Origin of the sequence: Tunturiibacter gelidiferens (genome assembly GCF_014201335.1) — a bacterium.
Lineage (GTDB): Bacteria > Acidobacteriota > Terriglobia > Terriglobales > Acidobacteriaceae > Edaphobacter > Edaphobacter lichenicola_E.
The window spans coordinates 531,175-556,512 of sequence record NZ_JACHEB010000003.1 but is presented as its reverse complement, the minus strand read 5'-3'; the positions used below and the strand labels follow the sequence as shown (position 1 = coordinate 556,512).

General features: G+C 58.2%; 26 protein-coding genes. 9 read left to right on the top strand and 17 right to left on the bottom strand.

Annotated features, from left to right (window positions below):
• Positions 1 to 157: 157 nt before the first annotated feature.
• Both HDF14_RS08610 and HDF14_RS08605 read right to left on the bottom strand, forming a co-directional pair.
• A complete protein-coding gene (locus HDF14_RS08610) occupies positions 158 to 832 on the bottom strand; it encodes a YdcF family protein (protein WP_183975478.1) in 675 nt (224 codons plus the stop codon).
• A 132-nt stretch (positions 833 to 964) separates the two neighbouring features.
• Positions 965 to 1,609, bottom strand: coding sequence for an L-threonylcarbamoyladenylate synthase (locus HDF14_RS08605; protein WP_183975476.1), 645 nt, complete (start codon positions 1,607 to 1,609; stop codon positions 965 to 967).
• 86 nt (positions 1,610 to 1,695) lie between these two features.
• Between HDF14_RS08605 and HDF14_RS08600 the strand changes: the two genes are divergently transcribed.
• The 3 genes from HDF14_RS08600 (at position 1,696) to HDF14_RS08590 (ending at position 4,568) form a co-directional block, all read left to right on the top strand.
• Positions 1,696 to 2,547 carry a TrmH family RNA methyltransferase gene (locus HDF14_RS08600; RefSeq protein ID WP_313899523.1) on the top strand — a complete coding sequence of 284 codons (852 nt, stop codon included), beginning with the start codon at positions 1,696 to 1,698 and terminating at the stop codon, positions 2,545 to 2,547.
• A 161-nt stretch (positions 2,548 to 2,708) separates the two neighbouring features.
• Positions 2,709 to 4,064, top strand: coding sequence for a replication-associated recombination protein A (locus HDF14_RS08595; RefSeq protein WP_183975474.1), 1,356 nt, complete (start codon positions 2,709 to 2,711; stop codon positions 4,062 to 4,064).
• A 48-nt stretch (positions 4,065 to 4,112) separates the two neighbouring features.
• Positions 4,113 to 4,568, top strand: coding sequence for a VOC family protein (locus HDF14_RS08590; RefSeq protein ID WP_183975472.1), 456 nt, complete (start codon positions 4,113 to 4,115; stop codon positions 4,566 to 4,568).
• Between the two features lie 18 nt (positions 4,569 to 4,586).
• Here the strand turns inward: HDF14_RS08590 and HDF14_RS08585 are convergent, their stop codons facing one another.
• The 8 genes from HDF14_RS08585 to lnt all read right to left on the bottom strand — a co-directional run bounded on the left by HDF14_RS08585 (position 4,587) and on the right by lnt (position 12,662).
• Positions 4,587 to 5,345, bottom strand: a complete 759-nt coding sequence (locus HDF14_RS08585; protein ID WP_183975470.1) for a class I SAM-dependent methyltransferase — start codon at positions 5,343 to 5,345, stop codon at positions 4,587 to 4,589.
• Between the two features lie 102 nt (positions 5,346 to 5,447).
• Positions 5,448 to 5,846: a YybH family protein gene (locus HDF14_RS08580; protein WP_183975468.1), complete on the bottom strand. Its 399-nt coding sequence runs from the start codon at positions 5,844 to 5,846 to the stop codon at positions 5,448 to 5,450.
• Positions 5,843 to 7,948 (bottom strand): protein-disulfide reductase DsbD family protein, encoded by a 2,106-nt coding sequence (locus tag HDF14_RS08575; protein ID WP_183975459.1) that lies wholly within the window; start codon positions 7,946 to 7,948, stop codon positions 5,843 to 5,845. Before HDF14_RS08575 ends, HDF14_RS08580 begins: the two co-directional genes overlap by 4 nt.
• Positions 7,949 to 7,986: 38 nt before the next feature.
• Positions 7,987 to 8,409 carry a CoA-binding protein gene (locus HDF14_RS08570; RefSeq protein WP_183975457.1) on the bottom strand — a complete coding sequence of 141 codons (423 nt, stop codon included), beginning with the start codon at positions 8,407 to 8,409 and terminating at the stop codon, positions 7,987 to 7,989.
• Positions 8,410 to 8,418: 9 nt separating this feature from the next.
• Positions 8,419 to 8,952 (bottom strand): DinB family protein, encoded by a 534-nt coding sequence (locus tag HDF14_RS08565; protein WP_313899522.1) that lies wholly within the window; start codon positions 8,950 to 8,952, stop codon positions 8,419 to 8,421.
• 51 nt (positions 8,953 to 9,003) lie between these two features.
• Positions 9,004 to 9,753, bottom strand: coding sequence for a class I SAM-dependent methyltransferase (locus tag HDF14_RS08560; protein WP_183975455.1), 750 nt, complete (start codon positions 9,751 to 9,753; stop codon positions 9,004 to 9,006).
• 108 nt (positions 9,754 to 9,861) lie between these two features.
• Positions 9,862 to 10,996 (bottom strand): peptide chain release factor 2 gene (gene prfB, locus HDF14_RS08555; protein ID WP_183975453.1). Its coding sequence is split into 2 segments (ribosomal slippage): positions 9,862 to 10,926 and positions 10,928 to 10,996, totalling 1,134 coding nucleotides; the frame shifts between segments, so codons are not numbered across the junction.
• Positions 10,997 to 11,006: 10 nt separating this feature from the next.
• Complete coding sequence (gene lnt / locus HDF14_RS08550) at positions 11,007 to 12,662, bottom strand: apolipoprotein N-acyltransferase (protein ID WP_260698119.1); 1,656 nt, start codon at positions 12,660 to 12,662, stop codon at positions 11,007 to 11,009.
• Positions 12,663 to 12,730: 68 nt separating this feature from the next.
• Between lnt and HDF14_RS08545 the strand changes: the two genes are divergently transcribed.
• From HDF14_RS08545 to HDF14_RS08535, 3 genes are all read left to right on the top strand, one after another.
• The gene (locus HDF14_RS08545; RefSeq protein WP_183975451.1) at positions 12,731 to 12,868 is read left to right on the top strand and encodes a hypothetical protein; all 138 of its coding nucleotides are present in this window, start codon (positions 12,731 to 12,733) and stop codon (positions 12,866 to 12,868) included.
• Positions 12,869 to 13,011: 143 nt separating this feature from the next.
• Positions 13,012 to 15,411, top strand: coding sequence for an APC family permease (locus HDF14_RS08540; RefSeq protein WP_183975449.1), 2,400 nt, complete (start codon positions 13,012 to 13,014; stop codon positions 15,409 to 15,411).
• A 125-nt stretch (positions 15,412 to 15,536) separates the two neighbouring features.
• Positions 15,537 to 15,797: a hypothetical protein gene (locus tag HDF14_RS08535; RefSeq protein WP_183975447.1), complete on the top strand. Its 261-nt coding sequence runs from the start codon at positions 15,537 to 15,539 to the stop codon at positions 15,795 to 15,797.
• A 107-nt stretch (positions 15,798 to 15,904) separates the two neighbouring features.
• On the opposite strand, the gene HDF14_RS08530 is transcribed toward HDF14_RS08535, so the two are convergent.
• Together HDF14_RS08530 and HDF14_RS08525 are read right to left on the bottom strand one after the other, a co-directional pair.
• Positions 15,905 to 16,447, bottom strand: coding sequence for a class I SAM-dependent methyltransferase (locus HDF14_RS08530; RefSeq protein ID WP_183975445.1), 543 nt, complete (start codon positions 16,445 to 16,447; stop codon positions 15,905 to 15,907).
• 118 nt (positions 16,448 to 16,565) lie between these two features.
• On the bottom strand, positions 16,566 to 16,988 hold the full coding sequence (locus tag HDF14_RS08525; protein WP_183975443.1) for a bactofilin family protein: 423 nt from the start codon (positions 16,986 to 16,988) through the stop codon (positions 16,566 to 16,568).
• A 159-nt stretch (positions 16,989 to 17,147) separates the two neighbouring features.
• On the opposite strand from HDF14_RS08525, the gene HDF14_RS08520 reads away from it, so the two are divergent.
• Positions 17,148 to 18,110, top strand: coding sequence for a hypothetical protein (locus HDF14_RS08520; protein ID WP_183975441.1), 963 nt, complete (start codon positions 17,148 to 17,150; stop codon positions 18,108 to 18,110).
• Between the two features lie 9 nt (positions 18,111 to 18,119).
• Here the strand turns inward: HDF14_RS08520 and menC are convergent, their stop codons facing one another.
• The 3 genes from menC to mazG all read right to left on the bottom strand — a co-directional run bounded on the left by menC (position 18,120) and on the right by mazG (position 20,961).
• The gene (menC, locus tag HDF14_RS08515; RefSeq protein WP_183975439.1) at positions 18,120 to 19,250 is read right to left on the bottom strand and encodes an o-succinylbenzoate synthase; all 1,131 of its coding nucleotides are present in this window, start codon (positions 19,248 to 19,250) and stop codon (positions 18,120 to 18,122) included.
• A gap of 104 nt (positions 19,251 to 19,354) precedes the next feature.
• A complete protein-coding gene (locus tag HDF14_RS08510; RefSeq protein WP_313899521.1) occupies positions 19,355 to 20,149 on the bottom strand; it encodes a GNAT family N-acetyltransferase in 795 nt (264 codons plus the stop codon).
• On the bottom strand, positions 20,104 to 20,961 hold the full coding sequence (gene mazG, locus HDF14_RS08505; protein WP_183975436.1) for a nucleoside triphosphate pyrophosphohydrolase: 858 nt from the start codon (positions 20,959 to 20,961) through the stop codon (positions 20,104 to 20,106). Before mazG ends, HDF14_RS08510 begins: the two co-directional genes overlap by 46 nt.
• Positions 20,962 to 21,092: 131 nt before the next feature.
• Between mazG and HDF14_RS08500 the strand changes: the two genes are divergently transcribed.
• Entirely contained in the window at positions 21,093 to 21,257 is a 165-nt protein-coding gene (locus tag HDF14_RS08500) for a DUF3311 domain-containing protein (RefSeq protein WP_313899520.1), read from the top strand.
• A gap of 81 nt (positions 21,258 to 21,338) precedes the next feature.
• Here HDF14_RS08500 and HDF14_RS08495 read toward each other — a convergent pair whose 3' ends face one another.
• On the bottom strand, positions 21,339 to 22,100 hold the full coding sequence (locus tag HDF14_RS08495) for an OmpA family protein (RefSeq protein WP_183975434.1): 762 nt from the start codon (positions 22,098 to 22,100) through the stop codon (positions 21,339 to 21,341).
• A 265-nt stretch (positions 22,101 to 22,365) separates the two neighbouring features.
• Between HDF14_RS08495 and uvrC the strand changes: the two genes are divergently transcribed.
• The gene (gene uvrC / locus HDF14_RS08490; protein ID WP_183975432.1) at positions 22,366 to 24,360 is read left to right on the top strand and encodes an excinuclease ABC subunit UvrC; all 1,995 of its coding nucleotides are present in this window, start codon (positions 22,366 to 22,368) and stop codon (positions 24,358 to 24,360) included.
• Positions 24,361 to 24,362: 2 nt separating this feature from the next.
• Here the strand turns inward: uvrC and ypfJ are convergent, their stop codons facing one another.
• Positions 24,363 to 25,277, bottom strand: coding sequence for a KPN_02809 family neutral zinc metallopeptidase (gene ypfJ, locus HDF14_RS08485; protein WP_183975429.1), 915 nt, complete (start codon positions 25,275 to 25,277; stop codon positions 24,363 to 24,365).
• Positions 25,278 to 25,338 lie beyond the last annotated feature (61 nt).

Below are 25,338 nucleotides of genomic sequence, written 5' to 3'. Positions count from 1 at the left end.
CGAATACGGGGTCTCTCCACTGCGCAATCGACGGTGAAACTGTCGATTGCTTCGGTCGAGATGACGGAGTTTGTGGGTTGGGAGAGAGGCAACAGCAGATCCCCTTCGGGGATGACAACAAGAAAGGCAATAGCAGACTAGACGCGAGTTTGCCGTCCTAGACTTCGGGTTTGCCTTCGAGCCAGCTGTGGAGGAAGCCTACGTTGACGTTGAGACGGAGGGCGGTGTAGCTGATGATCTCGTGCACGTAGCGCATGAAGAGATCGTAGTTGCTGATGTGGCCGAGCGAGGGGCGGGGTGAGGTGTAAACATCGAGGCCGGCGTCCTCGCAGAGCTTGCGGATGCGGAAGAGATGGGTGCCGTCGGAGACGACGACGATGTGGTGGAGATTGTTTTCGCGGGCGATGGCGGCGAGACGATGGACCTGTTGTTCGGTGTCGATGGAGCGGGTCTCGGCGATGATGTTGGCGAAGGGAATGCCGTTGGCGAGGAGATAGTCGCGGCCTACGCCGCCTTCGGTGTTGCCGGAGTCTTTGTCGGTTCCGCCGCCGAGGGTGATGACGAGGGGGGCGATCTGTTTGCGGTAGAGCTCGACGGCGTGATCGAGGCGGGCGTGGAGGACAGGCGAGGGATGGCCGGAGTACTCGGCTGCGCCGAAGACGGCGATGGCGTCGGCTGGTTGGGCGTTGTCCTGGCTGGCGACGTTGTCGATCTGCACGTAGACCCAGATGCACCAGGCGGTGGCGATGATCAGAAAGAGCGCGAAGAGGCGGCGGAGGAGAAGACCGCGTGTGGTGCTTCCGCTGCGCAGATTGGATTGAGGCGCGATCATGTTTTCCCCAGAGAGCGTGCGAGGGCCCAAGGCTATGCCAGAGAGTTCAACTTTTGCATCGAGCTAGTCTACAGGGTCGGGCCTGTGACGCTCGACGCAAAAGTTGTAGAAGGTTCGGCTGAAGGGAGATTGCTAGTGCTGGAGGGCGAGGGCGATCTCGTGGGTGGGAATGGCGCCTTCGCGGAGAATCATCCAGGAGTTGCCACCGCCGGAGAGATCGACGATGGTGGTGGCGGTGGTGCGGGCGGTGGGCCCGCCGTCGACGATGAGGGGAATCTTGTCGCCTAGTTGCTCGCGGACGCCGGTGGCGTAGGCGCATTCGGGGTGACCGGCGAGGTTGGCGGAGGTGGCGGTGATGGGCAGGCCGAGGCGGGTGACTACGGCGCGGGGGATGGCGGCCTCGGGGACGCGGAGGGCGAGGTTGCCGGTGTTGGCGGTGACGCGGAGGGGGAGTTTGGAGCCGGCTTTGACGACGATGGTGAGTGGGCCGGGCCAGAACTTTTCGGCGAGGCGATCGAAGGCGGAGTCGAGCTGGCGGGCGAGCTCGTAGGCCTGGGCGACCTCGGCGATGAGGAGCGAGAGGGGTTTGTGGCGGGCGCGGGCTTTGAGGTCGTAGATGCGATCGACGGCCTGGAGGTTGACGGGGTCGACGGCGAGACCGTAGAAGGTGTCGGTAGGGAGGGCAACGACGTTGCCATTGTTGAGGCTGGCGACGACGTAGTCGATGAGCGCTGGTTCGGGCTCGTCGGGATGGATACGGAGTGTTTCGGCCGTCAAATCTTGCTCCTGTGCCGGATAACCGGTCCGGTTGGGCCGGGTGCTGCTGGCGATGCCGCAGTCTCGCACCTTAGCATACCGCCTCTGTGGACTCAAGAACAGCGGAGAGGGTGAGAGGTGCGCGACGGCGTAAGATTTGGGAGATGCAGACTCCGGAGTTGGTGGTTTCGAGCAGGGCAAATGCGCGGGTGAAGCAGCTGCGAGCGGCGTTTCAGGGCCACGCGCGGTTGAGTGGTGGGATGGTTGCGATTGAAGGGGATCATCTGCTGGAAGAGGCTCTGCGGAGTGGGATGGTGCTGAAGAGCGTGTTTGTGAGTGAGCGGCGCGCGGTTCCGGGAATTGTGCCGCGTGGGGTGGAGGTGCTGCGACTGACGGATGAGGTGTTTGGGAGTGTGGTGGAGACGCAGTCGCCGCAGGGGGTTGCGGCTTTGATGGTGCCTCCGGTGAGGACTTTGGCGGACTTGTTTGATGGCGCGGGGGCGGCTTTGATTTTGATTGCGGCGGGAGTGCAGGATCCGGGGAATCTGGGGACGCTGGTGCGTTCGGCGGAGGCGTTTGGGGCTAGTGGAGTGCTGACAACGCCGGGGACGGTGAGTGCGTGGAATCAGAAGGCGCTGCGGGCTAGTGTGGGGAGCGTGTTTCGCGTGCCGGTGGTTGGGGTGACGGCTACGGAAGTTGCAGAGTTGAAGGGGCGGGGGGTTCGGTTGATTGCTGCTGTGGGTGCGGAGGATTCTGGTGTGATTGCCGCGCAGGAGATGGATTTTACTGCAGCCTGCGCGGTGATGATTGGGAATGAAGGCAGTGGGTTGGCGGTGGAGTGGATGAAGATGTGTGATGCTCGGGTGACGATTCCCTGCCCTGGGCCAGTGGAGAGCTTGAACGCGGCGGTGGCGGGGTCGTTGTTGTTGTATGAGGCGAGTCGGCAGAGGGGTATTTGATATTGCTGTGATGGTGCATCAAAGACGAAATACGGGGGTCTCCCCACTGCGGCGGCAAGTACGCCGCCTCCGGTCGAGATGACGATCATCTTGCCGGGGTTGAAAGACGACGATTTTACAGAGATTGATAGACGACGATTTTGTTGGGTCCGAGGGATTGAATGAGTTTGTTTGATGCTAGTCCGATGAGTGCTCCGGCTGCGCGTGGACGGCAGACGCCGCTGGCGGAGAGGATGCGGCCGCGGACGCTTGGTGAGTATGTGGGGCAGGATCATCTGCTGGGGCCGGGGAAGCCGCTGCGGTTGGCGATTGAGGGTGATGATCCTACGTCGATGATTTTTTGGGGTCCTCCGGGGACTGGGAAGACTACGCTGGCGAAGATTATTGCGCAGATGACTGAGGCTAGTTTTATTGAGTTCTCTGCGGTGTTGAGTGGGATTAAAGAGATTAAGAATGTGATGGTGGAGGCGGAGAAAGCAGCGAGCTTTGGGTCGCGGACGATTCTGTTTGTCGATGAGATTCATCGGTTCAATAAGGCGCAGCAGGATGCGTTTCTGCCGTATGTGGAGCGGGGGACGATTCGGCTGATCGGGGCTACGACGGAGAATCCTTCTTTTGAGATTAATGCTGCGCTGCTGTCGCGATGCAGGGTTTATACGCTGGTGGCGTTGACGGAGGAGCAGGTGGTGGGGCTGCTGCGGCGGGCGCTAACGGATGTTGAGCGTGGCCTGGGAGCGAGTGGCGTGGAGGCGGATGAGGAGGCATTGGCCACGATTGCTTCTTATTCGAGTGGGGACGCACGGAATGCTTTGAATGCGCTGGATGTGGCGGCGAAGCTTGCGGAGGGGCGTGGGGAGAAGCTGATTACGAAGGCGCTGGCTGCGGAGGCTTTGCAGCGCAGAGTGTTGCTGTATGACAAAAAGGGCGAGCAGCACTACGACATTATTTCTGCGCTGCATAAGAGCGTGAGGAACTCGGACCCAGATGCGGCGATGTATTGGCTGGGACGGATGCTTGAGGCGGGCGAAGATCCGATGTATTGCGCGCGGCGGATTGTGCGGATGGCGGTAGAGGATATTGGGTTGGCCGCTCCTGAGGCGTTGAATCTTTGTTTGAGCGCGCGGGATGCGATGCACTTTCTGGGGCATCCGGAGGGAGAGTTGGCGTTGGCGCAGGCGGTGGTTTATCTGGCGCTCGCGCCTAAGTCGAATGCGGTTTATACGGCTTATGGTGCGGTGAAGGCGGATATTGAAGCGACGGCTGCGGAGCCTGTGCCGCTGCATCTGCGGAATGCGCCGACGAAGTTGATGAAGTCGCTCGACTACGGCAAGGACTATCAGTACGCGCATGATGTGGAGGGGCGCGTGGCGGATATGGAATGCCTGCCGGCGGGGCTGGCGGGGCGTCGCTACTATCACCCGACCAATGAGGGGCGGGAGAAGCTGCTGGCGCAGCGGATGGAAGAGATTTCACAGATCAAGATTTCACAGACCAAGGGACGAAAGCGGGAGTCGTAACGTGATAGTTTAAGCCGGTTCCCGGATTCGCTTTCTTGAGGTGCTCGCTTGGAATCGTACCCTCCGCTTATTCCTTATCTGGTTGTTCCTGACGCCGCAGCTGCGATCGAGTTTTACAAAACTGCGCTCGGCGCCATGGAGATCGTGCGGCATCACGTGCCGGAGTCAACCAAGATTACGCATGCCCATCTTGTGATCAACGATGGAAGCATCATGCTTTCGGATGATTTCCCCGAGATGAGGGGAGGCAAGGCGTCGACGCCAGAGGCGCTGGGCGGCTCCCCGGTGACGATTCATCTGCAGATGGCCGATGTGGACACCTTCTGGGAGCGGGCGGTGGCAGGTGGTGTCAGTGTAACGATGCCGCTGGCCGATCAGTTCTGGGGCGACCGTTATGGTCAGTTCACCGATCCGTTTGGGCATAAGTGGTCGGTGGGACAGACCAAGGCTTCGTTGAGCGAAGAGCAGCTAAAAGAGGCCGCGCGGGTGTGGTTCAAGATCTGACGGCGATGTGGCAGCTGTCTACTTTGTTGCAAAGACGAAGGAGTGGAGATCGCCGTTACTTCTCACTGGAAATGACCTGAATTGGATGTCCTTGAAGCCTATGGATGTCAAGAAGTCATACAGGGGTTGAACGGGGTATGAGGTCATTCGCATTATCTTGATGCCGGCGCGTCGCTTTCTATCGGCGCGGATATTGCCGAGGCGACGAGTGAGACTGTGCATGGTTTGCGTGAGAGCCCGCATCGTTTTTGAGCGGTAGGGGAAATGATAGAGCGGGAGCTGAATCATCAGGGTTCCTCCAGTCGCTAAGACGCGGTGGAACTCGCGGAAGTAGGAGAATCCAATTTCGACGTCGTCCAGATGTTGAAGGACGAAGGCGGAGAAGACGGCTTCGACGGAACAATCGAGTTGCGGCAGGTGCATTCCATCGATTGCTGAAAACTCCACATTCGCGCCGACGGACTTTCGAGCGTAAGCGATCATATCCTCGGAGACATCGACGGCGTAGACATGATGGAATGCGTCTGCAAGCTGCCGGGTCAGACGGCCAGCGCCGCAGCCTATCTCTAAACAGCTCTCGAGATTGACGCCGTAGTGCTGCCAGTGGTGAAAGAGATCCTTGAAGTCAGATTCGCCAAGCGCGTAGAACTCCTCGTCGGTCCAGGGCAGCTGCTCGCCTTTTCGCTTGTTCGACCATGAGGAGACTGCCCACAGGGGGTCGTCTTTTCCCCACTGCTGCCATTCGGCATTGGACTTGAGCCGTGCCTTGCCACTCACCTTCACTCTCCTGTCGAAACCGGCATACCAAACATTTGCGTGATTTCGTCTTCGATCCGAGTCATTGTGATGATCGAAGAAAAATCTTCAATCAAGATACCGTCAGACGAGGGTGAGTAGGTTAGCGTCGCGCCAGATGCGCCATTGGCCGTCGGCGCCACGGCGGAGGGCGGTGAGGACGTTGCCGGCGTGTTTGCGAGTTTCGCCTTCTACGCGGGTGAAAGAGACTTCGAGGAGATTCCAGCAGAGGGCGAGGTCGCCGTTGATGGTGATCTCCTGCACGTTGGAGCGGCAGGTGAGGTCCATGATTACACCCATCGCGGAGAAGACTTCGGCGAACTGCTTGCGGCGCATGGGCGCGCTGCCGGAGGTGAGGAAGACGACGTCCTCGGCCATGAGTTGCATCAGGGCGGTGAGGTCTCCGGCTTCGCAGGCTTCGCCCCAGGCGTTGATGAGGTCGCGGATCTTTTGCTCGTCGGATTGTGTGGATTCGGTCGTCATTGCTTCACGTCCTTTTCGAGGGCAGTGAGAACGATGTCTTTGGTGAGTAGCTCAGGTAGGACGTCGGCAGAGGAGTTTTTGATCGCTGGATAGATGACGTAGGTGGGGACGCCGCTGCGGTTGACCGAGGCTAGCTGCTTGGTGATTTCGGGGTCGTACTGGGTCCAGTCGGCCTTGAGGAGGGTGACGTTATTTTTGCTGAACTGGTGCTGGACGTCGGCGGATTTGAGGACGGCGCGCTCGTTGACCTGGCAGCTAAGGCACCAGGCGGCGGTGAAATCGATGAAGACAGGATGGCCGGCGGCGCGGGCCTGGTCGAGGGATTGCTGCGAGTACGGGGCCCAGACAAGGCTGGTGTCTTTGGGCTGGTAGAGGGGGATGGCTAGGCCAACGGCGGCGATGAGGAGGGCGGCGATGGCGCTCTTCCAATTGGCCGGCCATTTGCCGAGAGCCCAGCCTGCGATGGCGAGTGCGAGGAAGCACCAGAGGAGACGGGTGAGGTGGTCGACGCCCTGACTGTTGCCGCCGTGGAGGTTGCCGTAGACCCAGGCCAGCCAGATTGCTGTGCCGAAGAGAGGGACGGCGGTCAGCTGCTTGAGGATCTCCATCCATGCGCCGGGACGGGGGAGGATGCGGGTCCAGGCGGGTTGGAAGCTGAGGAGGAGATAAGGTGTGGCGAGGCCGAGGGCGAGGGCGGTGAAGACGGCGAAGGTGATTCCTGCTGGTTGCGCGAGAGCAAAGCCGATGGCGGCTCCCATGAGCGGCGCGGTGCAGGGCGTGGCTACGATGGTGGCGAGGACGCCGGTGAAGAAGCTGCCGGCGTAGCCCTGCTTCTGCGCGAGGCCGCCGCCCACGCTGGTGAGGGAGAGGCCGAGGTCGAACTGACCGGCGAGCGAGAGGGCGAAGAAGAAGAGGCCCGCGGCAAGAACGGCGATGAAGGTTGGGGATTGAAGCTGGAAGCCCCATCCGGCCTGACTGCCGGTGGCGCGGAGAATGAGGAGGGCGGCGACGATGATCCAGAAGGAGACCAAAATGCCGAGCGTGTAGACGAGGCCGTGACTGCGGAGGTGTTTACGCTCCTGCCCGGAGGACTGAACGAGAGCGAGGCCTTTGAGGAAGAGAACGGGAAAGACACAGGGCATCAGGTTGAGAATGATGCCGCCGACGAACGCTAGGCCTATGGCGCTGATCGTTGTGACGCTGCTGGTTGCGGGACTACCTGCAACTTTGCTGCCGGGGGAGGGGGCGACTTCGCCGGGGGTGACGGGAGCGGTGACGTCGTAGGCTTCGTTGTCAGAGAGTTTGAGCACGCCGTGGAGCTGGGCGGGGAGGGTTTTCAGGTCTTCGGAGCGACGGACGCGTAGGCGAACGCCGTCGGAGGTTGGCTCGATCTGCTGGGGGGCAGCGTTCGCGATCTGGTCTTGATCGGCGGGGTAGAACTCGGCGTTGGTCTCGCGGCCGCCGGTGGTGAAGTTGAGGACGAAGTCAGTTTTGCCGCCTGTGACGGTTAGTTTCGCGTCGGGTGGGAGGGGCTTGGGGATGAGGCCGAGGGCTTCGCCGAGGGCCCCGACGGGCTGTGCGGCAGCGGCTTCGGGGACCACGTTGAGGTTGAGGCCGAGGTGGGCTTTGCCGGGGATGCAGACTTCGCGGCAGACCAGGTAGGTAACCTTGGCGTCGATGTGGGTGGGGCCGGGCTTGAGAGAGCTGGCGGCGGTGAGCTGCACGGGGAAGGCGACTTCGTCTTCGTAGCCGAAGTCCATCAGCGGACCGAGGGGAAGGCGGCTGGGGATGGGAAAGAGCATGGGGCCGGCAGTAATGCCTTCGGGGAGGGTCCAGGTGATTTTGGGCGGCTCGCCGGAGTCGCCGGCGTTGATCCAGTACACGTGCCAATGCTCTTCGAGGGTGAGGACCAGGCCGACCTGGAGGGTGCCGCCGGGGGCGATGTCGGGAGAGAGGGAGACGAGTTCGGCGGTGAGATGCTGGGCTTTGATGGGGCCGGGGCCGCCGTCGCCGACGACCTGGAGCTGGGCGCGCGCGGGTGCGAGAAACAGGGAGGCGCAGGCGAGGAGCAGGAAGGCGGAGAACTTGCTTACGTTATTCATTCAATCTCAATTGTAGGACCTTGGGACAGGGGCGTCTGTCACCTGGGGGTCAAGTGACGGTGTTCGACCATGATGCAGTGATCCATGACTACGTGGATGCCGGCGGCTTCTGCACGGGCGGCGGCTTCGCGGTTGACGATTCCCTGCTGAACCCAGAGGTTGGGGAGGCCGAGCTTAATCATCTCGTCGACGATGGCGGGAATGAACTTCGGCAGGCGGAAGACATTGCCGATATCCGGCTTGATGGGGAGGTCTGAGAGAGAGGCATAGGATTTTTCGCCGAGGACCTCAGGGATAGCGGGATTGATGGGGTAGATCTTGTAGTCGTGCTGCTGCATATAGGCGGAGACGTAATGGCTGGGTTTGGCGGAGTCTTCCGAGAGACCAATGACGGCAATGGTGCGCGGGTTTTCTGGTGTGGTGGTGCCTAGAGTGCTTCGGATGACCTCCGGTTCATTCATTGTGTGCCTTTACTTGTGCCATGCGCCCAGGACGCGGCGGAGAACGACGAGTTCGCCGAGGTGATAGGCGGTGTGGTCGGCGACGAGGAGAGCTTCGCGAAGAAGGTTTTGGCCCTCGCCCCAACGGAAAGGTTTGAAGAGATCGGAGTTGGGGTTTTGGATGAGGGTTTTGAAGTGATCGAGGTCGGAGGCGATGATGGCGATCGACTGCTCCCAGGAGTTGGTCGCGGGCGGCTGCGGGGACTTTGGCCAGTAGTCGTCGGGCCATTTAATGGGGTGGTAGCCGCCGGTGGGAGGCGCGGAGAAGTTGAGGATGTCGCGCTGAGTAATGCGCAGGTGCTCTAGGAGCTGCCAGGCGGAGTAGGGAAGATTGGGCGGAACGGTGCCGCGGTGTTGGGCTGGGAAGTCTCGGACGGCTTCATCGAATGTGGCGTGAGCCTGGCCGCCGTCTAAAAGTGCAATCAACTGCTTGCGCAATGGCTCGTTTTCGTCTGGCGTATGTTTTGAATCAGCTGCCTTGATCGTCGGTTTGGATCCGCTCACTTCGATATGCCTCCCGGTACTCCCTTGTTGGATGCGACGGAGGCCGAGCGGTTACATTGGTTTGCGGGCGATGACGACAGTGAGGGGTGGGAAGGTCGTCAGGAAGCTGCCTCGTTTCTTTTCTACTGCGAGGCCTGCGTTACGAAACTCTGTGGCGTACTCCTCAGTGAGCTTGTAATCGGAGATTAAAGCGACACCTCCCGGCTTGAGGACGCGGACGATCTGCTGCAGGGCTTTGCGGCGGGTTGGCTGATCGTAGATGTTGTGGATGCAGAGGTTGGAGACGACTACGTCGAAGGTGGCGTCGGGGAAGGACATCTCCTGCGCGGGTTGGCTGAGGAGGGTGCAGTAGTCGGAGATGCCTTCGAGGCCGAGGTTGCGTTGGGTGGCGACGGCAGAGTTGCCGCCCATGTCGACGTTGGACCAAACATCGATGCCCGTGGCGTGCCCGGTGCCAGAGAGAGCGGCGATGCGTTTGGCTGCTCCTGCGAGGAGAAGGCCTCGGCCGCAGCCTACGTCGAGGACGTTTTCGTCACCACGCCATGGGTGCAGGCTGAGCATGAAATCGCGGTGGCGGAACTTGCCGACCTTGACGTAAAGGAGGAAGAGAAATCCTTCGGCAAGGAGAAAGCCGGCTGGCCAATAGAAGCTGCGAGCATTCAAATCGACGGGGCCGATATGGAGAATGGGAGGAGAGAAGATGGCCACCAGCAGAAAAGCAGAGCCGATGAGAAAGAAGTTGCGCATGACGGCAGGTGCATCTACGCCGTAGTCGAGTTTGTTTGAGGCCGTGGTTAACAAGGGATTCTCCGAGGTGAAGTTTTGGATGCCTTACGTCAACTTGAGTGAGTATCCCTTGTCCCTTCCTGCTGCAATAGTGCTGCTTGTCACGCTATGGAGTGACAGATGTCATGCGACGTCGTCATCCTCCACGGCCTCTGCTGGAAAGTTGCCTTCGCGACGCATGCGGAGATAGCCGCGGATGAAGGGCTCGAGGTCCCCGTCGAGGACTCTGTCGACATCGCCGACTTCGACGCGGGTGCGGAGGTCTTTCGCCATGCGATAGGGCTGCAAGACGTAGCTGCGAATCTGCGAGCCGAATTTTATGTCGAGTTTGGAGTCTTCAAGCTTGCGGGCCGTGGCTTTCTTTTTATCGAGCTCGTACTCGTAGAGCTTCGAGCGCATCATCTTCATGGCTCGCTCTTTATTTTTGTGCTGGGAGCGCTCGTTTTGGCAACCAGTGACGAGGCCTGTGGGGATGTGGGTGATGCGAACGGCAGAGTCGGTGGTGTTGACGTGCTGGCCGCCTTTGCCCCCGGAGCGATAGGTGTCGATGCGGAGGTCTTCCGTCTTGATGTCGATGACGATGGTGTCGTCGATCTCGGGCGAGACAAAGACGCTGGCAAAGCTGGTGTGGCGGCGCTTGGCGGAGTCGAAGGGCGAGATGCGGACGAGGCGATGAACGCCGGTTTCGCCGGAGAGAAGGCCGAAGGCGAAGTCGCCGGAGATGGTGAAGGTGGCGGATTTAATGCCGGCCTCGTCTCCATCCTGAACTTCGTTGATCTCAACCTTGAAGCTCTGGCGCTCGCCCCAGCGGATATACATGCGCATGAGCATCTCGGCCCAGTCCTGGGACTCGGTTCCACCGGCGCCCGGATGTACGGTGACGATCGCATTGAGCGGATCGGTTTCGCCGGAGAGCATGGTCTTGGATTCGAGCTTTTCAGAGAAATCGACTAACGCGGGAATCTCACGGACGAGGTCGGGCTCGGTGTTTTCGCCTTCGCGAGCGAGTTCGAAGTAGGCTTCGATGTCGTCGGAGCGGCGAGCGAGTTCGGCGTCGTCGGCGAGAAGGGTTTCGATGCGCTTACGTTCCCGCATGAGCGGTTGCGAACGCGAGGCGTCGGCCCAGAGAGTGGGATCGGCTATTTTTTCTTCAATGACGGCGAGTTCGCGGCGGAGTCGGGCCGAGTCAAAGATACTCCCGCAGATCGCGCACTTTGTCGCGGACCGGGGAGTAGGAGTATTCGAGATCGCTAAGCATGATCTCTAGTTTACGTGAATTTCGATTTAAGGCTGAAGGCTAAGCCGAAAGCGGTGACAAGAGCGCAGGCGTAAGCGAAGAGATCGCCATGAGCGGCATAGAAGGTGAGGTCGTGCTCATAGCCGAAGTGGACGCGGAGGCTGGATCGCAGATGGCGCGGCAAGGCGGATACGACTCGGCCGTAGGGGTTGACGGCCGCGGTGACTCCGGTGTTGGTGGCGCGGAGGATCCAGCGATGGTTTTCGATGGCGCGCATGCGAACCATGTTGAGGTGTTGCCATGCGGCACTGGTGTTGCCGTACCAGCCATCGTTGGAGATGTTGATGAGGACGTCTGCTCCCTGCTGGGTGAGATGGCGAATCTCGTCGCCGAAGATGGATTCGTAGCAGATGAAGACGCCGTAGGTATGGCCGCCGGTAGAGAAGACGGTGCGGTGTGCACCGGGCTCGAAGCTGCCTACTTCGTTGAGCAGATTTTTGGCGAAGAAGAAGAACTCTTTGAAGGGAACGTACTCGCCGAAGGGGACGAGGTGCATCTTATCGTAGTGGCCGACGAAGGCGCCGTCGGGATCGATGAAGGAAGCGCGATTGTAGGGCGTGTAGCCGGATTTGTTCGCGGGATTTGGTTCGAAGCCGATGTTGCCGACGATGATGGGAGCTTGCGCTGATCGTGCCAGAGCCGACATTGCAGAGCGAAACTGCGGGTCGATGTCTTCAAAGGGCGCTGGAGATTCTGGCCAGACGATTAGATTGGTGGCGGCGGGAATGGTGTCGTCGGTTTCATCAGCGCGGGGACGGAGGAGATAGACCGTCTGAGTGCCGGGGAGTTCGGGCGTTCCCAGAAGAAATTTCTTTGAGGGGTAGTGGCTGAGGTAGGAGAAAGAGTCAAGGAACTGCTGGGTTGTCGGCTGCGGGCCGGTGTTGGCGGCTCCTACCTCGAGATTCTCCTGTACGAGGGTGGCTGTTGCGGTGGTGGGCGACGGCTTTGGGTTTGCGATGAGGCGAAGCCCGATGATGTAGACAACGACGATGATGACTCCGGCCGTGGTGAGCAGAGGCCGGGTGTAGCGGCGCTCGCGGAGGCGGATGCGAAGGAGCCATAGAGCGTTGACCGCCGCGATGACGAAAGAGAGGCCGTAGGCTCCTGTAATGGGCGCGAGGTGGATCAACATCGGGTTATCAACTTGAGCGATGCCGAGAATATCCCAAGGGAGACCGGTGATACGGGCACGGGCGAGTTCTACGGCCACCCATGCGAAGGGTACGAATATCAATGCGGCCTGACGGCCGAAGCGGCTTCGATAGGCGGCGAGCAACGTACTAAAGAGAGCGTAATAAAGGCCGAGGTATAGACAAAAGAGGATGAGAATGCCGGCGGCAATAGGCTTGGCAAGGCCGCCGTAGAGATACATGGTCTGGTAGATCCAGTAACAGTTGCCCATGTACCAGACGAAGCCGCAGAGATAGCCTATGGCTGCTGCCTGGCGGAGGGTAAGTGGGTTGTCGTTCTTGTCGTTAGCGAGAATGGCCCAGATCAGGGGTAGTAGTGCGATCCAACAAAAGGTGGTTCGCCAGACTGGCACTGGGCCCGCGATTGGGAAGGGTAAAACCTGGAGGACGCCCGAGAGCACAGCCATGGCCCAAAGTCGCAGGGGGATAAGTCGCATCGCGTCTGAAGTCTAACATTGAGGTGACAATTTCCAGTTAGTTTTCAGCTGTTTGAGAGATACAATGGATGCGCATGGATTTTGTCATTCATCTCGTTGCAAAGATCGTTGTTCCGCTGTTCTTCATCGGGATGGCGGGGTCTGCAGTCGTGATTGTGGTGAGTTTTGCAGAAGATTTGAAGGAGTTGCTGGGGGATGAAGAATAGCTGTCAACGGCGGAAGCAGGATCATACTCTGCTCTTGCCGGTGGGTGTTGGCAGTGTTCCACTTGAGGTTGGGGAGTGGCGGTCGCACGTGCTGAAGTTATTCAGTATCGCTGGCTGTTCGCGTTATCAAACAGCAAACCATAATGGGATCTAAACAAACTATCAATAAGCCACAATCGAACCGCGTCCGCCTGGTGGTGGCGTCGTCGGTCATGCTCACCTTTATTTCGTTCTGGCGGGCTGCTGCAATTGTGCTGAACGACCTGGGGTCTTCGGCGTTTTACGCAGGCGGCATCGCGGAAGAGGCGGTGGGGAAGGCTGCGCCGTGGTTCATTCTCGGCGTGATGCTGTTCAGTTTTGCGGTGCGCGCGGTTTATGTAGAGAGTTGCAGCATGTTCACGCGGGGCGGCGTCTACCGGATTGTGAAAGAGGCGCTGGGCGGGACTTTTGCGAAGCTGAGCGTCTCGGCGCTGATGTTCGACTACATTCTGACAGGGCCAATCTCGGGCGTCTCGGCCGGGCAGTACATTGTGGGTCTGCTGAACGAGCTGCTCCGGCTTTGTGCGACGCATCACTGGGCCAGCAGGCTGGTGCTGCATTCGAGCGGATCGGCTCGGCAGTTGCCGGTTAATGGAACTTCTGCTGCGATTGCCGCGCTGGTCACTACCTACTTCTGGTGGCAGAACACTAAAGGGATTGAAGAGTCCAGCGATAAGGCTCTAAAGGTGATGAAGATCACGACCGTGATGGTTGTGATCCTGCTTTCGTGGGGAGTATTTTCTGCGATCCATGTCGGGGCGCATCTACCGCCTTGGCCGACTCCTGACAACCTTCACTTCAGTGCGGACGCTCTTGGATTTCTGAAGCACACAGGATTTATGCGGACGCTGGGTTTGTTCGGCGTACTGATGGCGTTCGGGCACTCCGTGCTTGCAATGAGCGGTGAGGAATCCCTGGCGCAGGTGAACCGCGAGATCGAACATCCGAAGCTGAAGAACCTGAAGCGTGCAGCGATTGTAATTGCGATCTACAGCTTCATCTTTACCGGCATTGGCACGTTGCTGGCGGTGATGTTGATTCCCGACGCCGTGCGGGTGCCGGTGTATCGCGACAATTTGATCGCCGGGATGGCAATGTTCATGGTGGGTCCGCTGGCAGTGCGGATCTGCTTCCGTGTCTTTGTGGTTATCGTCGGGTTTCTGATTCTTGGTGGAGCGGTGAATACCGCAATCGTCGGTTCGACTGGCGTTCTGATGCGCGTGGCCGAGGATGGGGTGCTGTCAGATTGGTTTCGCAAGCCACAGCGCAAATATGGAACCAGCTTCCGCATCGTCAACCTGGTTGCCGGACTGCAGATGTTCACGATCTTTGTGACTCGAGGCAACGTCATCATGTTGGGCGAAGCCTACGCGTTTGGCGTGATCTGGAGCTTTACCTTCAACGCCCTTGCGATGCTTGTGCTGCGCTGGAAGTACAAGGGTGAACGTGGCTGGAAGGTGCCCCTGAATATTCGAATCGGAAAGACAGAAATCCCTCTGGGACTACTTTGTGTCTTCCTGGTTCTGCTTACGACTGCAATTGTTAATTTATTTACGAAATCGGTTGCTACGGTAAGTGGAGTTATTTTTGCTGCTGCATTCTTTGTCATTTTTTCTCTCTCGGAGAGAGATAACAAGCGTCGCCACGATCTGACTACGCTGCAGATGAAAGAGCATTTTCAGCTCGAGCACCAGGATAACGTGGGTCGTGAAGCGCTTGACATTCGACCGGGTGCGGTAGTGGTGACGATGCGCGATTCGGCCGCGCCTTTCGCTCTGAAGTGGGCTTTGACGCATACAAATACGGACGATCAAGACCTGGTGGTGCTGGCTGCCCGAATGATGGGTGCCGGAGGACCGGAGTATGTCGATGCGTCGGAGCAGTTATTCAGCGAGCATGAACAGATGCTGTTTACCAAAGCTGTTTCGGTAGCTGAAAGCTTCGGGAAGCATATCTCTCTGCTGGTAGTTCCTGCCGGAGATATCTTTTCGGCGCTGGTGCAGACGGCTAACTCACTGGATGCAGCGGCCGTGGTCTCTGGACTCTCGACCAAACTTACAGCTGAGGAGCAGGCCTACCATGTTGGTCAGGCATGGGAGGCACTCCCTGAGCCGAAGCGGCAATTTACTTTTTATGTCATCAAACCGGATGGCGAGTCACTTAGCTTCCACATCGGGCCGCACGCACCTACCATCGAACCGCACGAAGTACAGCTGGTGCATCGTCTCTGGCTTAATATTCGGCGTGCGCCGGATATGGAGGACCTGCATCACAGTGACATCCTTACCTACGCGCTGACCCGCATGGCGACTGAGTTTGCACGAGACAAACAAGGAACGCTGAAAGATCTGCAAAGGTGCATCGATGAGTCTCATCACCGTCGTGGCCTCGGGGGGGCGCGGCACGAGGAGCTGGATGAAGCAGGACCTGGGTATGCGATTCGCGCTTCGAAAACGGCACATAGAACCGACGACCATGAAGCTAACACCGTCAAAACTAAATAGACGGACGAGTTACTTATTGTTTGCATCATCTTAGCTACTTATGTATTGTCATGAGGTGGCAATAAGAATCGGTCGGCAGAGTATCCCCGAGTAAGTCGATCTACCAATGCCATTGGAGGTAACACGTGGAAGTTAGCCGTATCATTGCCGAGATTGATGGCCAGATAGCAAAGCTACAGCAGGCACGTGCGTTATTGGCCGGAACGACGGCAACAACTAAGCGCATCGGGCCTGGCCGTCCCAAAGGGAGCAAGAATGCCGCTGCCGCTGCATCAGCAGCTACGACCCCTCGCAAACGCAAATTGAGCCCTGAGGGCCGCAAACGAATCGCCGATGCGATGAAGAAGCGCTGGGCCGAGCGCCGGAAGCAGAATTCGAAGGGATAGCTCCGTAAGAATTGCTCCTTGAAAAAGCGAAGGCGCCTCGAATTGAGGCGCCTTCTCTTCTCCGCACTAACTAACGTCCGGCCAAAGACCGGCAAGTAGCCGTATCCTTATCGAGTGATAATGACCTCGCGAAGGCTGTCTTTTGCGAGAAAGAATCGAAAGTTACTAAACTCACTGAGCAGGTTTTCAATCTTGCGATTATTGAAGACGTTGAGCAATGGGTAGTTCCCCGCACGCTGCATCTCCACTACGTCGGTATCGGTCAGATGATATCGACAGAAGTATGTCTCCGGACTGCTTGTCTGGTGGAAGAAAGCAAGCATAAGACCGCCAGGTTGAAGCACCTTGTGGATACGGGACAGTACGGGCGCAATGAGAGGCTCCGGAAGATAATCTGCTGTGTCCCAGAAGATGACGACGTCGAATACGCGGCCGGAAAAGTTGAGATTGCTCTCAAGAAATCGATCGACATCGAAGCTGGGTGGCTCGCCGTCTTTGGCGGGAGTGAGCCATTCCGGTTTCGACGCTTCGTCGACGACGCTCGCCATGTAGATGCTGTGCCCGAGGCTGGTGATGTAGTTGATGTTGGTGGACGAAGTGGGTCCAATGTCGAGGATGCGTAGTGAATCCTGCGTCTGCAGGTGCTTCATCAACTCTTTCCATCCACTGGAATGCCGAGGAATGCGACCGGTGTCGCCGCCTCGTGGACTGCTTGTACTCTCGCTACTGCCGAAAAGGCTGCGCATGAGCCCGCTTCCCTTTCTGGTTCTATGCCTGTGGTTGAGTGAACAAAGGAGCGCTCGGCTCGGCTGGCGCAGAAGGTGTTGCGGCCGAAGTTGAGGACTTGGATTGCGTTCCGGAGCCTTGTTTGAGTTCGACACTCCCCTTCAGAACAGCACTCTCTTCGATGCTGAGCCGACCTGCGAGGATGTCCCCGTTGACGATTGCGGACTGGCGCAGGTCTACTCGGCCTGTGGCATGCACGTTGCCTGTAAGATGACCGAATACGGTGACGTCGCGGACGGTGATATCGGCGCGAACGCGTGCGTTGGGCCCGATGGTCAAACCGCTGTCCTTGAGCGTGATGGTTCCTTCGATGTCTCCGTCGATGTAAAGGTCCTCATCTCCGGAGAGTTGTCCCCGGATGACGACCGACTTACCGATGACGGTGGAACCCTCTGCTGGTTTCATAGACGTTTTTTTCTCCCTTGAGGTCCTGCCTGCTGCATGTATACCTTGCCCGAACTATACCCAAGCTCATGCCGAGAGGCAAACCGCGAATACTTTGCCGGGCTCCGTGAGTCTTATGAAAGACCCATAGAATGGGGAGATGAGAGGTATGGGTTGGTAATGGCTAAGGTGGATGCGCGGGAAGCAGCTTCGGCGGGCGGGCCACAATTCACGGCAGTTTTGGAACAAAGGAGGTCACGCTACCGGGTCGTTATCGGATCTCTCCTGCTGCTGTTGTCGGTAGCTGCGGGGCCAGCACGGGCGCAGGGTGGTGCTACGACAAAAGGTGTAGGCGAAGCATCCTTGCTGTCGATACCGCCGCGCTCCTGGATCGTCGACGCGTCGGCGAACGAGCTGAAAGCGCTTCATCATACTGACTCCTATTTTCGATATCGCACTCACACAATCAGTGATAAGGGCGATGTAGTCCGTGACGTCGTTGAGAGTAAAGAGGGAACGGTGGCGCGGTTGATCATGAGAGATGGAAAACCGCTGACCGATGAGCAGGATAAGGCGGAGCGGGAGCGCCTGAACGACATGATCGCGTCGCCGTCAGCGTTCTACCGGCATATCCGGAATAGCGAATCGGACCGCAAAATGGCGGATAAGTTGGTGCCTTTGATGGCTGATTCAGCAATTTTTACTTACGTACCGGGACAGCCGCAGTCAGGAAAAAATAAAGGCGCGTTAGAGATCGTAATCGACTACAAGCCGAACCCTAAGTTCAATCCGCCAAACACAGAAGCAGAGGCATTGACCGGTCTCGAAGGAAGGGTGTGGATCGATGCCAAGTCGCGTTACCTGGTTCGCATGGAAGGGACGATCTCGCGTGGTGTGAACTTCGGCTGGGGCATGCTCGCCCATATTTATCCCGGGGGCAAACTGGAGCTGAATCAAGCTGACGCTGGCAGCAATCGATGGATCTTCACTTACTTTTCGATGCGGCTCAGCGTGCGTGCTCTCATGCTGAAGACAGTCAACGTTCATACCGAATCAACCGGCAGCGACTTTCAAATGATAGGGCCGATGAGCTACCAGGACGCTATTCGTATGATGTTAGATACGCCGCTACCGAATCGATAACGAGATCTGTCAGGCCGTCACGCGGGCCTTCGCATGGAGCGTTTGCCGGCGGACTGTGAGCGCTTCGATTCGATCGCGCCGTATCTCGAAGCCCCTGCCTGGTGTGGTTGGTACGGTGATCTCCCCTCGATCGCTCACCGTGACCTCCGGCTCGATGATGTCCTGCTCCCAGTACCTGCTGGAGGCCGAGACATCACCCGGCAGCGAGAAGTTCGACAACGATGAGAGAGCAATATTGTGCGACCGGCCGATGCCCGTCTCGAGCATGCCTCCGCACCAGACCGGAATACCGCGCTCCACTGCGGCATTATGGACGGCGATTGCTTCGCTGAAGCCCCCGACGCGGCCGAGTTTGATGTTGATGATGCGACAGGACTCCATGTCGATTGCGGCGAGAGCGTCGCGGCGGTTGCGAATGGATTCGTCGAGACAGATGGAGGTGAGCAGACGCTTCTGCAGCATGGAGTGGAAGTAGAAGTCGTCGTACCAGAGAGGCTGCTCGATCATGAGCAGATCGAAACGATCCCATTCGACGATGTCTTCGACGTCCCTCATGCGGTAGGCGGAGTTGGCATCGCAGCTGAGCGTGATATCGGGCCACCGGTCGCGGACGGCTTCGAAGATTTTCACGTCCCAGCCTGGCTTGCACTTCAACTTGATGCGCTGATAGCCGGCGGCGAGTTCGGTGGCAATCTTGTCCATCAGATGGGCGGGCGAGGGTTGGATGCCAATCGAGACGCCACAGGGAATTACGTCGCGGGTTCCGCCGAGGAGGTCGGCGAGCGGGACACTCTTCACCTGTGATTCGAGATCCCAGACGGCATTTTCCAGCGCAGCCTTGGCCATACGATGGCCGCGGACCTGGCGAAAGATATCAGGACAACTGCCGCCGCTCTCTACATCAGCCTCGAGCAGGCGAGGGGCAAGCTCCGACTCAGTGATGATCCAGGCGGTATCGACAGTCTCATCGCTGAAGTAAGGGTGTTCGCCGGCGACGCACTCGCCCCATGCGGTGAGGCCTTCTGATTCGAGTTCTACAAGGAGGATGCGGCGGCCGGTGGTGAGGCCGAAGCTGGTCTCAAAGGGATGAGCTAACGGCAGGTTGATCTCGCGGAGGTGAATCGCATCGATGTTGAGCATTGCAGTCCTGTCTTTCCGAATTATTGGATCGGGGCGGGTCTGGTGCGCGGGGCTCAATGAAATTGTACTGCGGTGGGGTCCTGATATATCAGATCTGCCGGGTGTTATTTCCAGAGGCCGAGGAGGAAATTGCCATTACCCTGAGCATCCCGTTCGTAGCCAACTACGGCCAAACCCCGTTGGAATGCCGATTCGAGTGCCGCGCGGTTATTGCTCTGCAGGGACCGCGCAAGGCTTCGCTGCTGGGGGTCCTGTTTCCACTGGTAGATGGTGTGCGGGACGGTAATGCGTTCGAAGACCTGTTGAGGCTGAGGCTCGCCGCTTAGCAGATCGGTTACACGACTGGAGCGCAGCCACCATTCCGCATATAGCCTATCGGTCGGGAGGCCTCCCTGCAATGGGGAGGATGAGGGACCATAGAAATCGGCCTGATAGCGCCGCACGATGACGCCGAGACGGCTGATGTTCAGATGCGAGTTCCTGATCTCCAAGGGATCGAAGGTCCACTCCATGAGATCGAAGCCGCGTGCGATGGCATCGTCGCGCTGGGCGAGCTTGAGGCGGCGACCGATGCCGGAGTTTCGGTACTGCGGCAGTACAGCAAGCATGTGCGAGTGGAGATAGGGTTTGCCGTCGCGATAGCCCGGCAAGGACATGGCGAATCCGACGAGGGTATCACCGTCGAAGGCTCCGAGAACCTGTCCGCCGATGCGCTCAGCGACGACGAAGACACGCCGCGGGATCACATCGCCGTCACTGTAACCCCAGACTTCGAGTTGGAGAACGACACAACGCTCAAAGTGTTCGAGGCTGCTAAGAGACTGAATGTGGATTGCAGGTTGGGGGTTGGCGTTCATGACCTTGTCGGTTCTGTGGCGGCGTTCTTCGCCTGATTCCATAGTATTTCGAGCTGATCCGGAGTGGAGGCTGCCAGAGCGGCACTGCTGCCTGCGGCGGCCTCCATTGCGGCGAAGCGGCGACGAAACTTTGCGTTGGTGGCGCGCAGAGCCGATTCGGGGTCGATCTTGAGATGTCGGGCGAGATTGACGGCTGTGAAGAGAATGTCTCCCAGCTCTGCTTCGATCGCGGTTGTGGACCCAGCCGCTGAGGGCGGATCGAGTTCCGCCTTGAGTTCGCCGATCTCCTCCCGCAGCTTGTCGAAGAGGCCGTCGGTGTTAGGCCAGTCGAATCCCACTTTCGCTGCGCGGGAGCCGAGTTTACCCGCCTCCATCAAGGCCGGCATCGAACGAGGCATGTCGTCCAGCAGCGAGGTTTGCGTGGATTGCGATGCTTTCTTTTCGGATTGCTTGATCTGCTCCCAGTTGCGCAGAACGGCATTGGCGTCAGCCGCTTCAGCATCGGCAAAGATATGGGGATGACGGCGAATGAGCTTGGCATTCAGATTTTCAGCTACGTCATGGATGTCGAAGTGACCGGCTTCAGAGGCCATCTGCGCGTAGAAGAGAACTTGGAGGAGAAGATCGCCAAGTTCATCCTTGAGGTCGGGCCAGGCGCGGCGTTCGATGGCGTCGAAGACCTCGTAGGTCTCTTCGAGCGTGTGTCGCTTGATAGAGTCGAAGGTCTGCTCGCGGTCCCAGGGGCAGCCATCCGGAGCGCGCAGCCGTGCCATGATCGCTATCGCCTCTGCAATCGGGTCTGTGTCGTCGGGAGCGGCCCTCGGCGGGAGATTCTGGGGGGTGGACTCGGCCATATCTTCAACTTTACCCGATGACTTACCCGAAGTGATTGGCTTCCCACCTTCGAGACAAATGCATTATGCTTTGCACCATGACGCCTGAGCCCGAAGGAAAAGCTGAATCAAGGCCACGCAGGAGCCGATGGGTGCTGCTGCTTCTACTGCCCTATCTCGGCCTTTGTTTCCCGATTGTCTATGCGCGTTCGACGCCGGCGCTCTGGGGTTTTCCGTTTTTCTATTGGTACCAGCTTGTCTGGGTCATTTTGGCGTCTGTGCTCTTGGCGATTGTCTATCGAAAGCTCAAGACGTAGATCACTATCGAAGCTTGTGAGGGATTAAAAGCAAACGCGCCGACATGATGCCGGCGCGTTTGGTCTTGCGGATAGTTTTGATTACATTTGCCCGTTCGGTTTGGTGGCGGAGGCATTGCTCGGCTGATCGTTGCTCATGTTGGTCATCAGCTTGATGTCGACACGACGATTCTTCGCGCGACCTTCGGCTGTGCTGTCGCTCGCAACCTGCTGGTCCTTGCCGATGCCAATCAGGTAGAACTTGTGCGGCGGGATGTTGTATTTGGAGGAGAGATAGTTGACGACTGCGTCGGCACGATGCTGGCTGAGTTGGTAGTTATACTGCGCATCACCAACCGAGTCCGTTCCGCCAGTCACTTCAAGAATGTAACCACGGGTATTGCCGAGGTTTGCAGCCAAATCATCAAGCTGCTTCTTGTCAGACGCGGTCAAGACATACTTGTCAAAGGCAAACGTGACGCTCACATCCGAGATCTGCTTGTAGTTGTCCAAATTCGCGACGACACCGCTTAGGCTGTCGACCCGGTTGTAAGCTTCCTTGGCGGATTGATTTGCCGCATCCGCGGACTGACCCGCTGCGAGAGCATGCTGATCGGCTGTATCGGCGGCAGATTGTGCGCCGGCGATTCCGGTCTTGGCCCGCTCATCGGTGTCAACGATATTGCGATGGTCAGCGGCGGTCTTAGTATCGAGGTCGTTAGTCTGCTGGATGATAGGCGCGGTTTGGGACTTGACATAGTTCTTGGTCGAGCAGCCAACCGTGAAGGTGAACGCGAAGGCACTGGCGAACATAACGGCTGAGGCAGATTTAATCTTCATTCGTCTCTGATTCTTGGAGTTCATTTCTTTCACTCTCCTGGTTAGTAAGGCGTTCCAATAACTTCATCCACAACGGTTGAAAGCTGCAATTGGAATGCCAATCTCAAAACGCCTTCAACCATAACATTTTATTACACTTACAACGATCGGCACGTTTGGACTACTCTCCCTGTAAGCGCTATCCGGGAACTTTTGATAGGTTGCCGCGTCAAATCTACTGAGCAAACCTGTGCACACGCAGATTTATAAACCTGCATCTACACTAAGATGCGGACTTTGATCGACACGCATGGATCTTCACCAGAAAATTCGAACTCTCCCCACCCAGCCTGGTTGTTATCTCTATAAAAACGCCGAGGGTGAGGTTATCTATGTGGGTAAGGCGAAAAACCTGCGTGCGCGGGTGCGTTCCTACTTTCTGGAGGCTTCGCAGGCCAACGCCAAAACAGGCTCCCTGATGCGGGAGGCCGTCGATGTGGAGTACATCACGGTCGCGAATGAGCATGAGGCGCTAGCGCTCGAGAACAACCTCATCAAGCAGAAGAAGCCGCGCTTCAACATCCTGCTGCGGGACGATAAAACCTACCCCTACATCAAGCTGACGATGAACGATCGCTATCCGAAGGTCTTCGTGACCCGCCGATTGCGCAAGGATGGCGGGGCCTACTACGGTCCCTACTTTCCAGGAAACCTCGCGTATCGGCTCGTCGATCTGATCCATCGCAGCTTCCTGATTCCAAGCTGCAAGGTCGATCTATCGCGATACCATCCGCGGGCGTGCCTGCAGTACTACATCAAGCGCTGCCTGGGGCCGTGCCTGGAGGGACTGACGACGCCGGAGACTTACCGCGAAACCATTCGCGACGTACAGCTCTTTCTGGAGGGGCGTCCGAATGAACTCGAGCAGGCACTGACTAGACGGATGGAGGCTGCGGCGGAGGCGGAGCAGTTCGAGACGGCTGCGCGCCTGCGCGATCAAATCGTCACCGTACACCAGATGCAGGACAAACAGCGAATGGCCGGCACCGATAATGAAGACGCCGACGTCTTCGGCTACCACTTCGAGAACGAGATGCTGGCGGTGAACCTGTTCCACATGCGCAGCGGAAAGATCGTGGACCGGCGCGACTTCTTCTGGGAGGATCTCCCGGAATCCGCGCCGGATGCGGTGACGGAGGCCATTGCGGAGTTGGATGAGTTGGAGGCGCTGCCGCGCATGGAACCCGATCCTGCGACTACCGCGCCGGAGATTGGAGAGGGCATTCCCGTCGTCCAGCATGCTGCCGTGTCGGAGCTCGGAGCGGCGTTCAGTCCGGCGGTGTTTTTTTCCGCGTTGCTGAAGCAACTTTATCTCGATCAGAGTTATGTGCCACGGTCCATTCTCGTTCCCGTAGAGTTTCCCGATCGGGCGCTTTTGGCGGAGGCACTCACTGAGCGGACGGGCAAACGCATTGAGATTCTTGCTCCGCAACGTGGTGAAAAGCGCTCGCTCGTCGATCTTGTCTGTCAAAATGCGAAGCAGTCGTACGATCAGCGGTTCCGAGTGCTGCAGCCGGGTATGAAAGCGATTCAAGAGGCGTTGCAGGACGCGCTCACGCTGGAAGAGCTACCGCGCCGGATCGAATGCTTCGACATCTCGCACATTCAGGGCGCCGAAACGGTGGCTTCTATGGTTGTGTGGGAAGATGGCGCGATGAAAAAGTCCGACTACCGAAAATTTCAGGTGAAGACAGTCACGGGCGTCGATGATTTTGCCAGCATGCGCGAAGTTATTCAACGCCGTTACAAACGGCTGCAAGAAGACAAGAAGCCCTTCCCTTCCTTGATCCTGATCGATGGAGGGCTCGGACAGTTGCATGCAGCGTATTCGGCGCTCGAGGAGATCGGCGTCACACTGCAGCCTCTTGCTTCAATCGCAAAACGGGAAGAGATCATCTACGTATACGGGCAGGAGAATGAACCTGTGGTGCTGGATCGACGCTCTCCGGTGTTGCACCTGATGCAGAAAATTCGCGATGAGAGTCATCGATTTGCCGTGAGCTACCATCGCAAGCGACGCCAGATGCGCGACCGCGACAGCGAATTGCTCGCAATACCTGGTGTTGGGCCGAGAACCCGGCAACGGTTGATCGAACACTTCGGCAGCGTGCGTGGGATCAAGCAGGCTGGACCCGACGCGCTCACTGCAGTGGTGAATACAGCGACTGCGGAGAAGATTCGTAACTACTTTGCAGCGGAAGCTTCAGGCAAAGCGGTACTTCCCGTGTTGAACGAAGCTTCCTGAGGCTACTCAGCGCTGTCTGTCGGCGGAACTGCACCGCCAGTTTTGAAGGTGTTGCAGGCTGCGATGGTTCCCTGCTGGAAACCACGCTTGAACCAGCCAACGCGTTGCGCGGAAGATCCGTGAGTGAAGCTCTCAGGGCTTACCGTCCCTCGTTCCAGGCGCTGGATATGGTCGTCGCCAACCGAGGCTGCTGCTTGCAGACCAGCCGCGATATCAGAGTCGTGAACGATGTTACGCTGCGCCGTGCTGTGCGCCCACACACCGGCGAAACAATCAGCCTGAAGTTCAAGATCCACGGAGAGACGATTTCTCTCCGATGGGTGTTGGGCGGATAGCTGCCTGACCTGTCGTTCGATGCCGAGAAGATCCTGCACATGGTGGCCTAGCTCGTGAGCAACGACGTAGGCCTGAGCGAAGTCCGCATTGCTGCCGCCGAGCCGTCTCAATTCATCCCAGAAACTAAGGTCGATGTAGACTTTTTCATCTGCCGGGCAGTAGAACGGACCGCTTTGCGACTGAGCAGTACCGCAGCCTGAGTAAGTTCGTCCGCGGAATAACACCAGAGTGGAGCGCTGGTAGTTTTTTCCCGTCTGCGTGGGCAGAAGCTTCGTCCAGGTATTCTGCACATCGTCCAGCGTCCAGGAGACAAGCTGCGCCGCTCTCTTCTCTTGAGGAGATTCAGAGGTCACCGGCCGATTGCCTGCGGAAGGTGCGCTCTGCTGTGTGGAGGGAGACGCACTATGCCCAGACAGATAGCTGCCGATGTAGTTACGTCCTGTGACAAGGCTGATGACTAGAAGGAACAAAAAGCCGACGATGCCGATCCCACCGCCGCCAAAGCCTCCGCCGCCTCCGCCAGAGGAACCACGTCTGTCTTCGATGTCCCCACTGAGTCCGCCACCAGGTGTCCAGTCCATAGTTCACTCCAGGAAAGTTCGTCTCTCATCTTATAAGTAAGATGTTTTATTGCGCCCCACC

What these genes read in the sequence shown, in the direction of transcription:
- lnt (WP_260698119.1), bottom strand. Translation starts at nt 12,662, where the DNA reads ATGCGACTTATCCCCCTGCGACTTTGGGCCATGGCTGTGCTCTCGGGC.
- mazG (WP_183975436.1), bottom strand. Translation starts at nt 20,961, where the DNA reads ATGGCCGAGTCCACCCCCCAGAATCTCCCGCCGAGGGCCGCTCCCGAC.
- uvrC (WP_183975432.1), top strand. Translation starts at nt 22,366, where the DNA reads ATGGATCTTCACCAGAAAATTCGAACTCTCCCCACCCAGCCTGGTTGT.
- HDF14_RS08610 (WP_183975478.1), bottom strand. Translation starts at nt 832, where the DNA reads ATGATCGCGCCTCAATCCAATCTGCGCAGCGGAAGCACCACACGCGGT.
- HDF14_RS08595 (WP_183975474.1), top strand. Translation starts at nt 2,709, where the DNA reads ATGAGTTTGTTTGATGCTAGTCCGATGAGTGCTCCGGCTGCGCGTGGA.
- menC (WP_183975439.1), bottom strand. Translation starts at nt 19,250, where the DNA reads ATGCTCAACATCGATGCGATTCACCTCCGCGAGATCAACCTGCCGTTA.
- HDF14_RS08575 (WP_183975459.1), bottom strand. Translation starts at nt 7,948, where the DNA reads ATGAATAACGTAAGCAAGTTCTCCGCCTTCCTGCTCCTCGCCTGCGCC.
- HDF14_RS08510 (WP_313899521.1), bottom strand. Translation starts at nt 20,149, where the DNA reads ATGGAATCAGGCGAAGAACGCCGCCACAGAACCGACAAGGTCATGAAC.
- HDF14_RS08495 (WP_183975434.1), bottom strand. Translation starts at nt 22,100, where the DNA reads ATGAACTCCAAGAATCAGAGACGAATGAAGATTAAATCTGCCTCAGCC.
- HDF14_RS08540 (WP_183975449.1), top strand. Translation starts at nt 13,012, where the DNA reads ATGGGATCTAAACAAACTATCAATAAGCCACAATCGAACCGCGTCCGC.
- HDF14_RS08570 (WP_183975457.1), bottom strand. Translation starts at nt 8,409, where the DNA reads ATGAATGAACCGGAGGTCATCCGAAGCACTCTAGGCACCACCACACCA.
- HDF14_RS08525 (WP_183975443.1), bottom strand. Translation starts at nt 16,988, where the DNA reads ATGAAACCAGCAGAGGGTTCCACCGTCATCGGTAAGTCGGTCGTCATC.
- HDF14_RS08530 (WP_183975445.1), bottom strand. Translation starts at nt 16,447, where the DNA reads ATGAAGCACCTGCAGACGCAGGATTCACTACGCATCCTCGACATTGGA.
- HDF14_RS08520 (WP_183975441.1), top strand. Translation starts at nt 17,148, where the DNA reads ATGGCTAAGGTGGATGCGCGGGAAGCAGCTTCGGCGGGCGGGCCACAA.
- HDF14_RS08545 (WP_183975451.1), top strand. Translation starts at nt 12,731, where the DNA reads ATGCGCATGGATTTTGTCATTCATCTCGTTGCAAAGATCGTTGTTCCG.
- HDF14_RS08580 (WP_183975468.1), bottom strand. Translation starts at nt 5,846, where the DNA reads ATGACGACCGAATCCACACAATCCGACGAGCAAAAGATCCGCGACCTC.
- ypfJ (WP_183975429.1), bottom strand. Translation starts at nt 25,277, where the DNA reads ATGGACTGGACACCTGGTGGCGGACTCAGTGGGGACATCGAAGACAGA.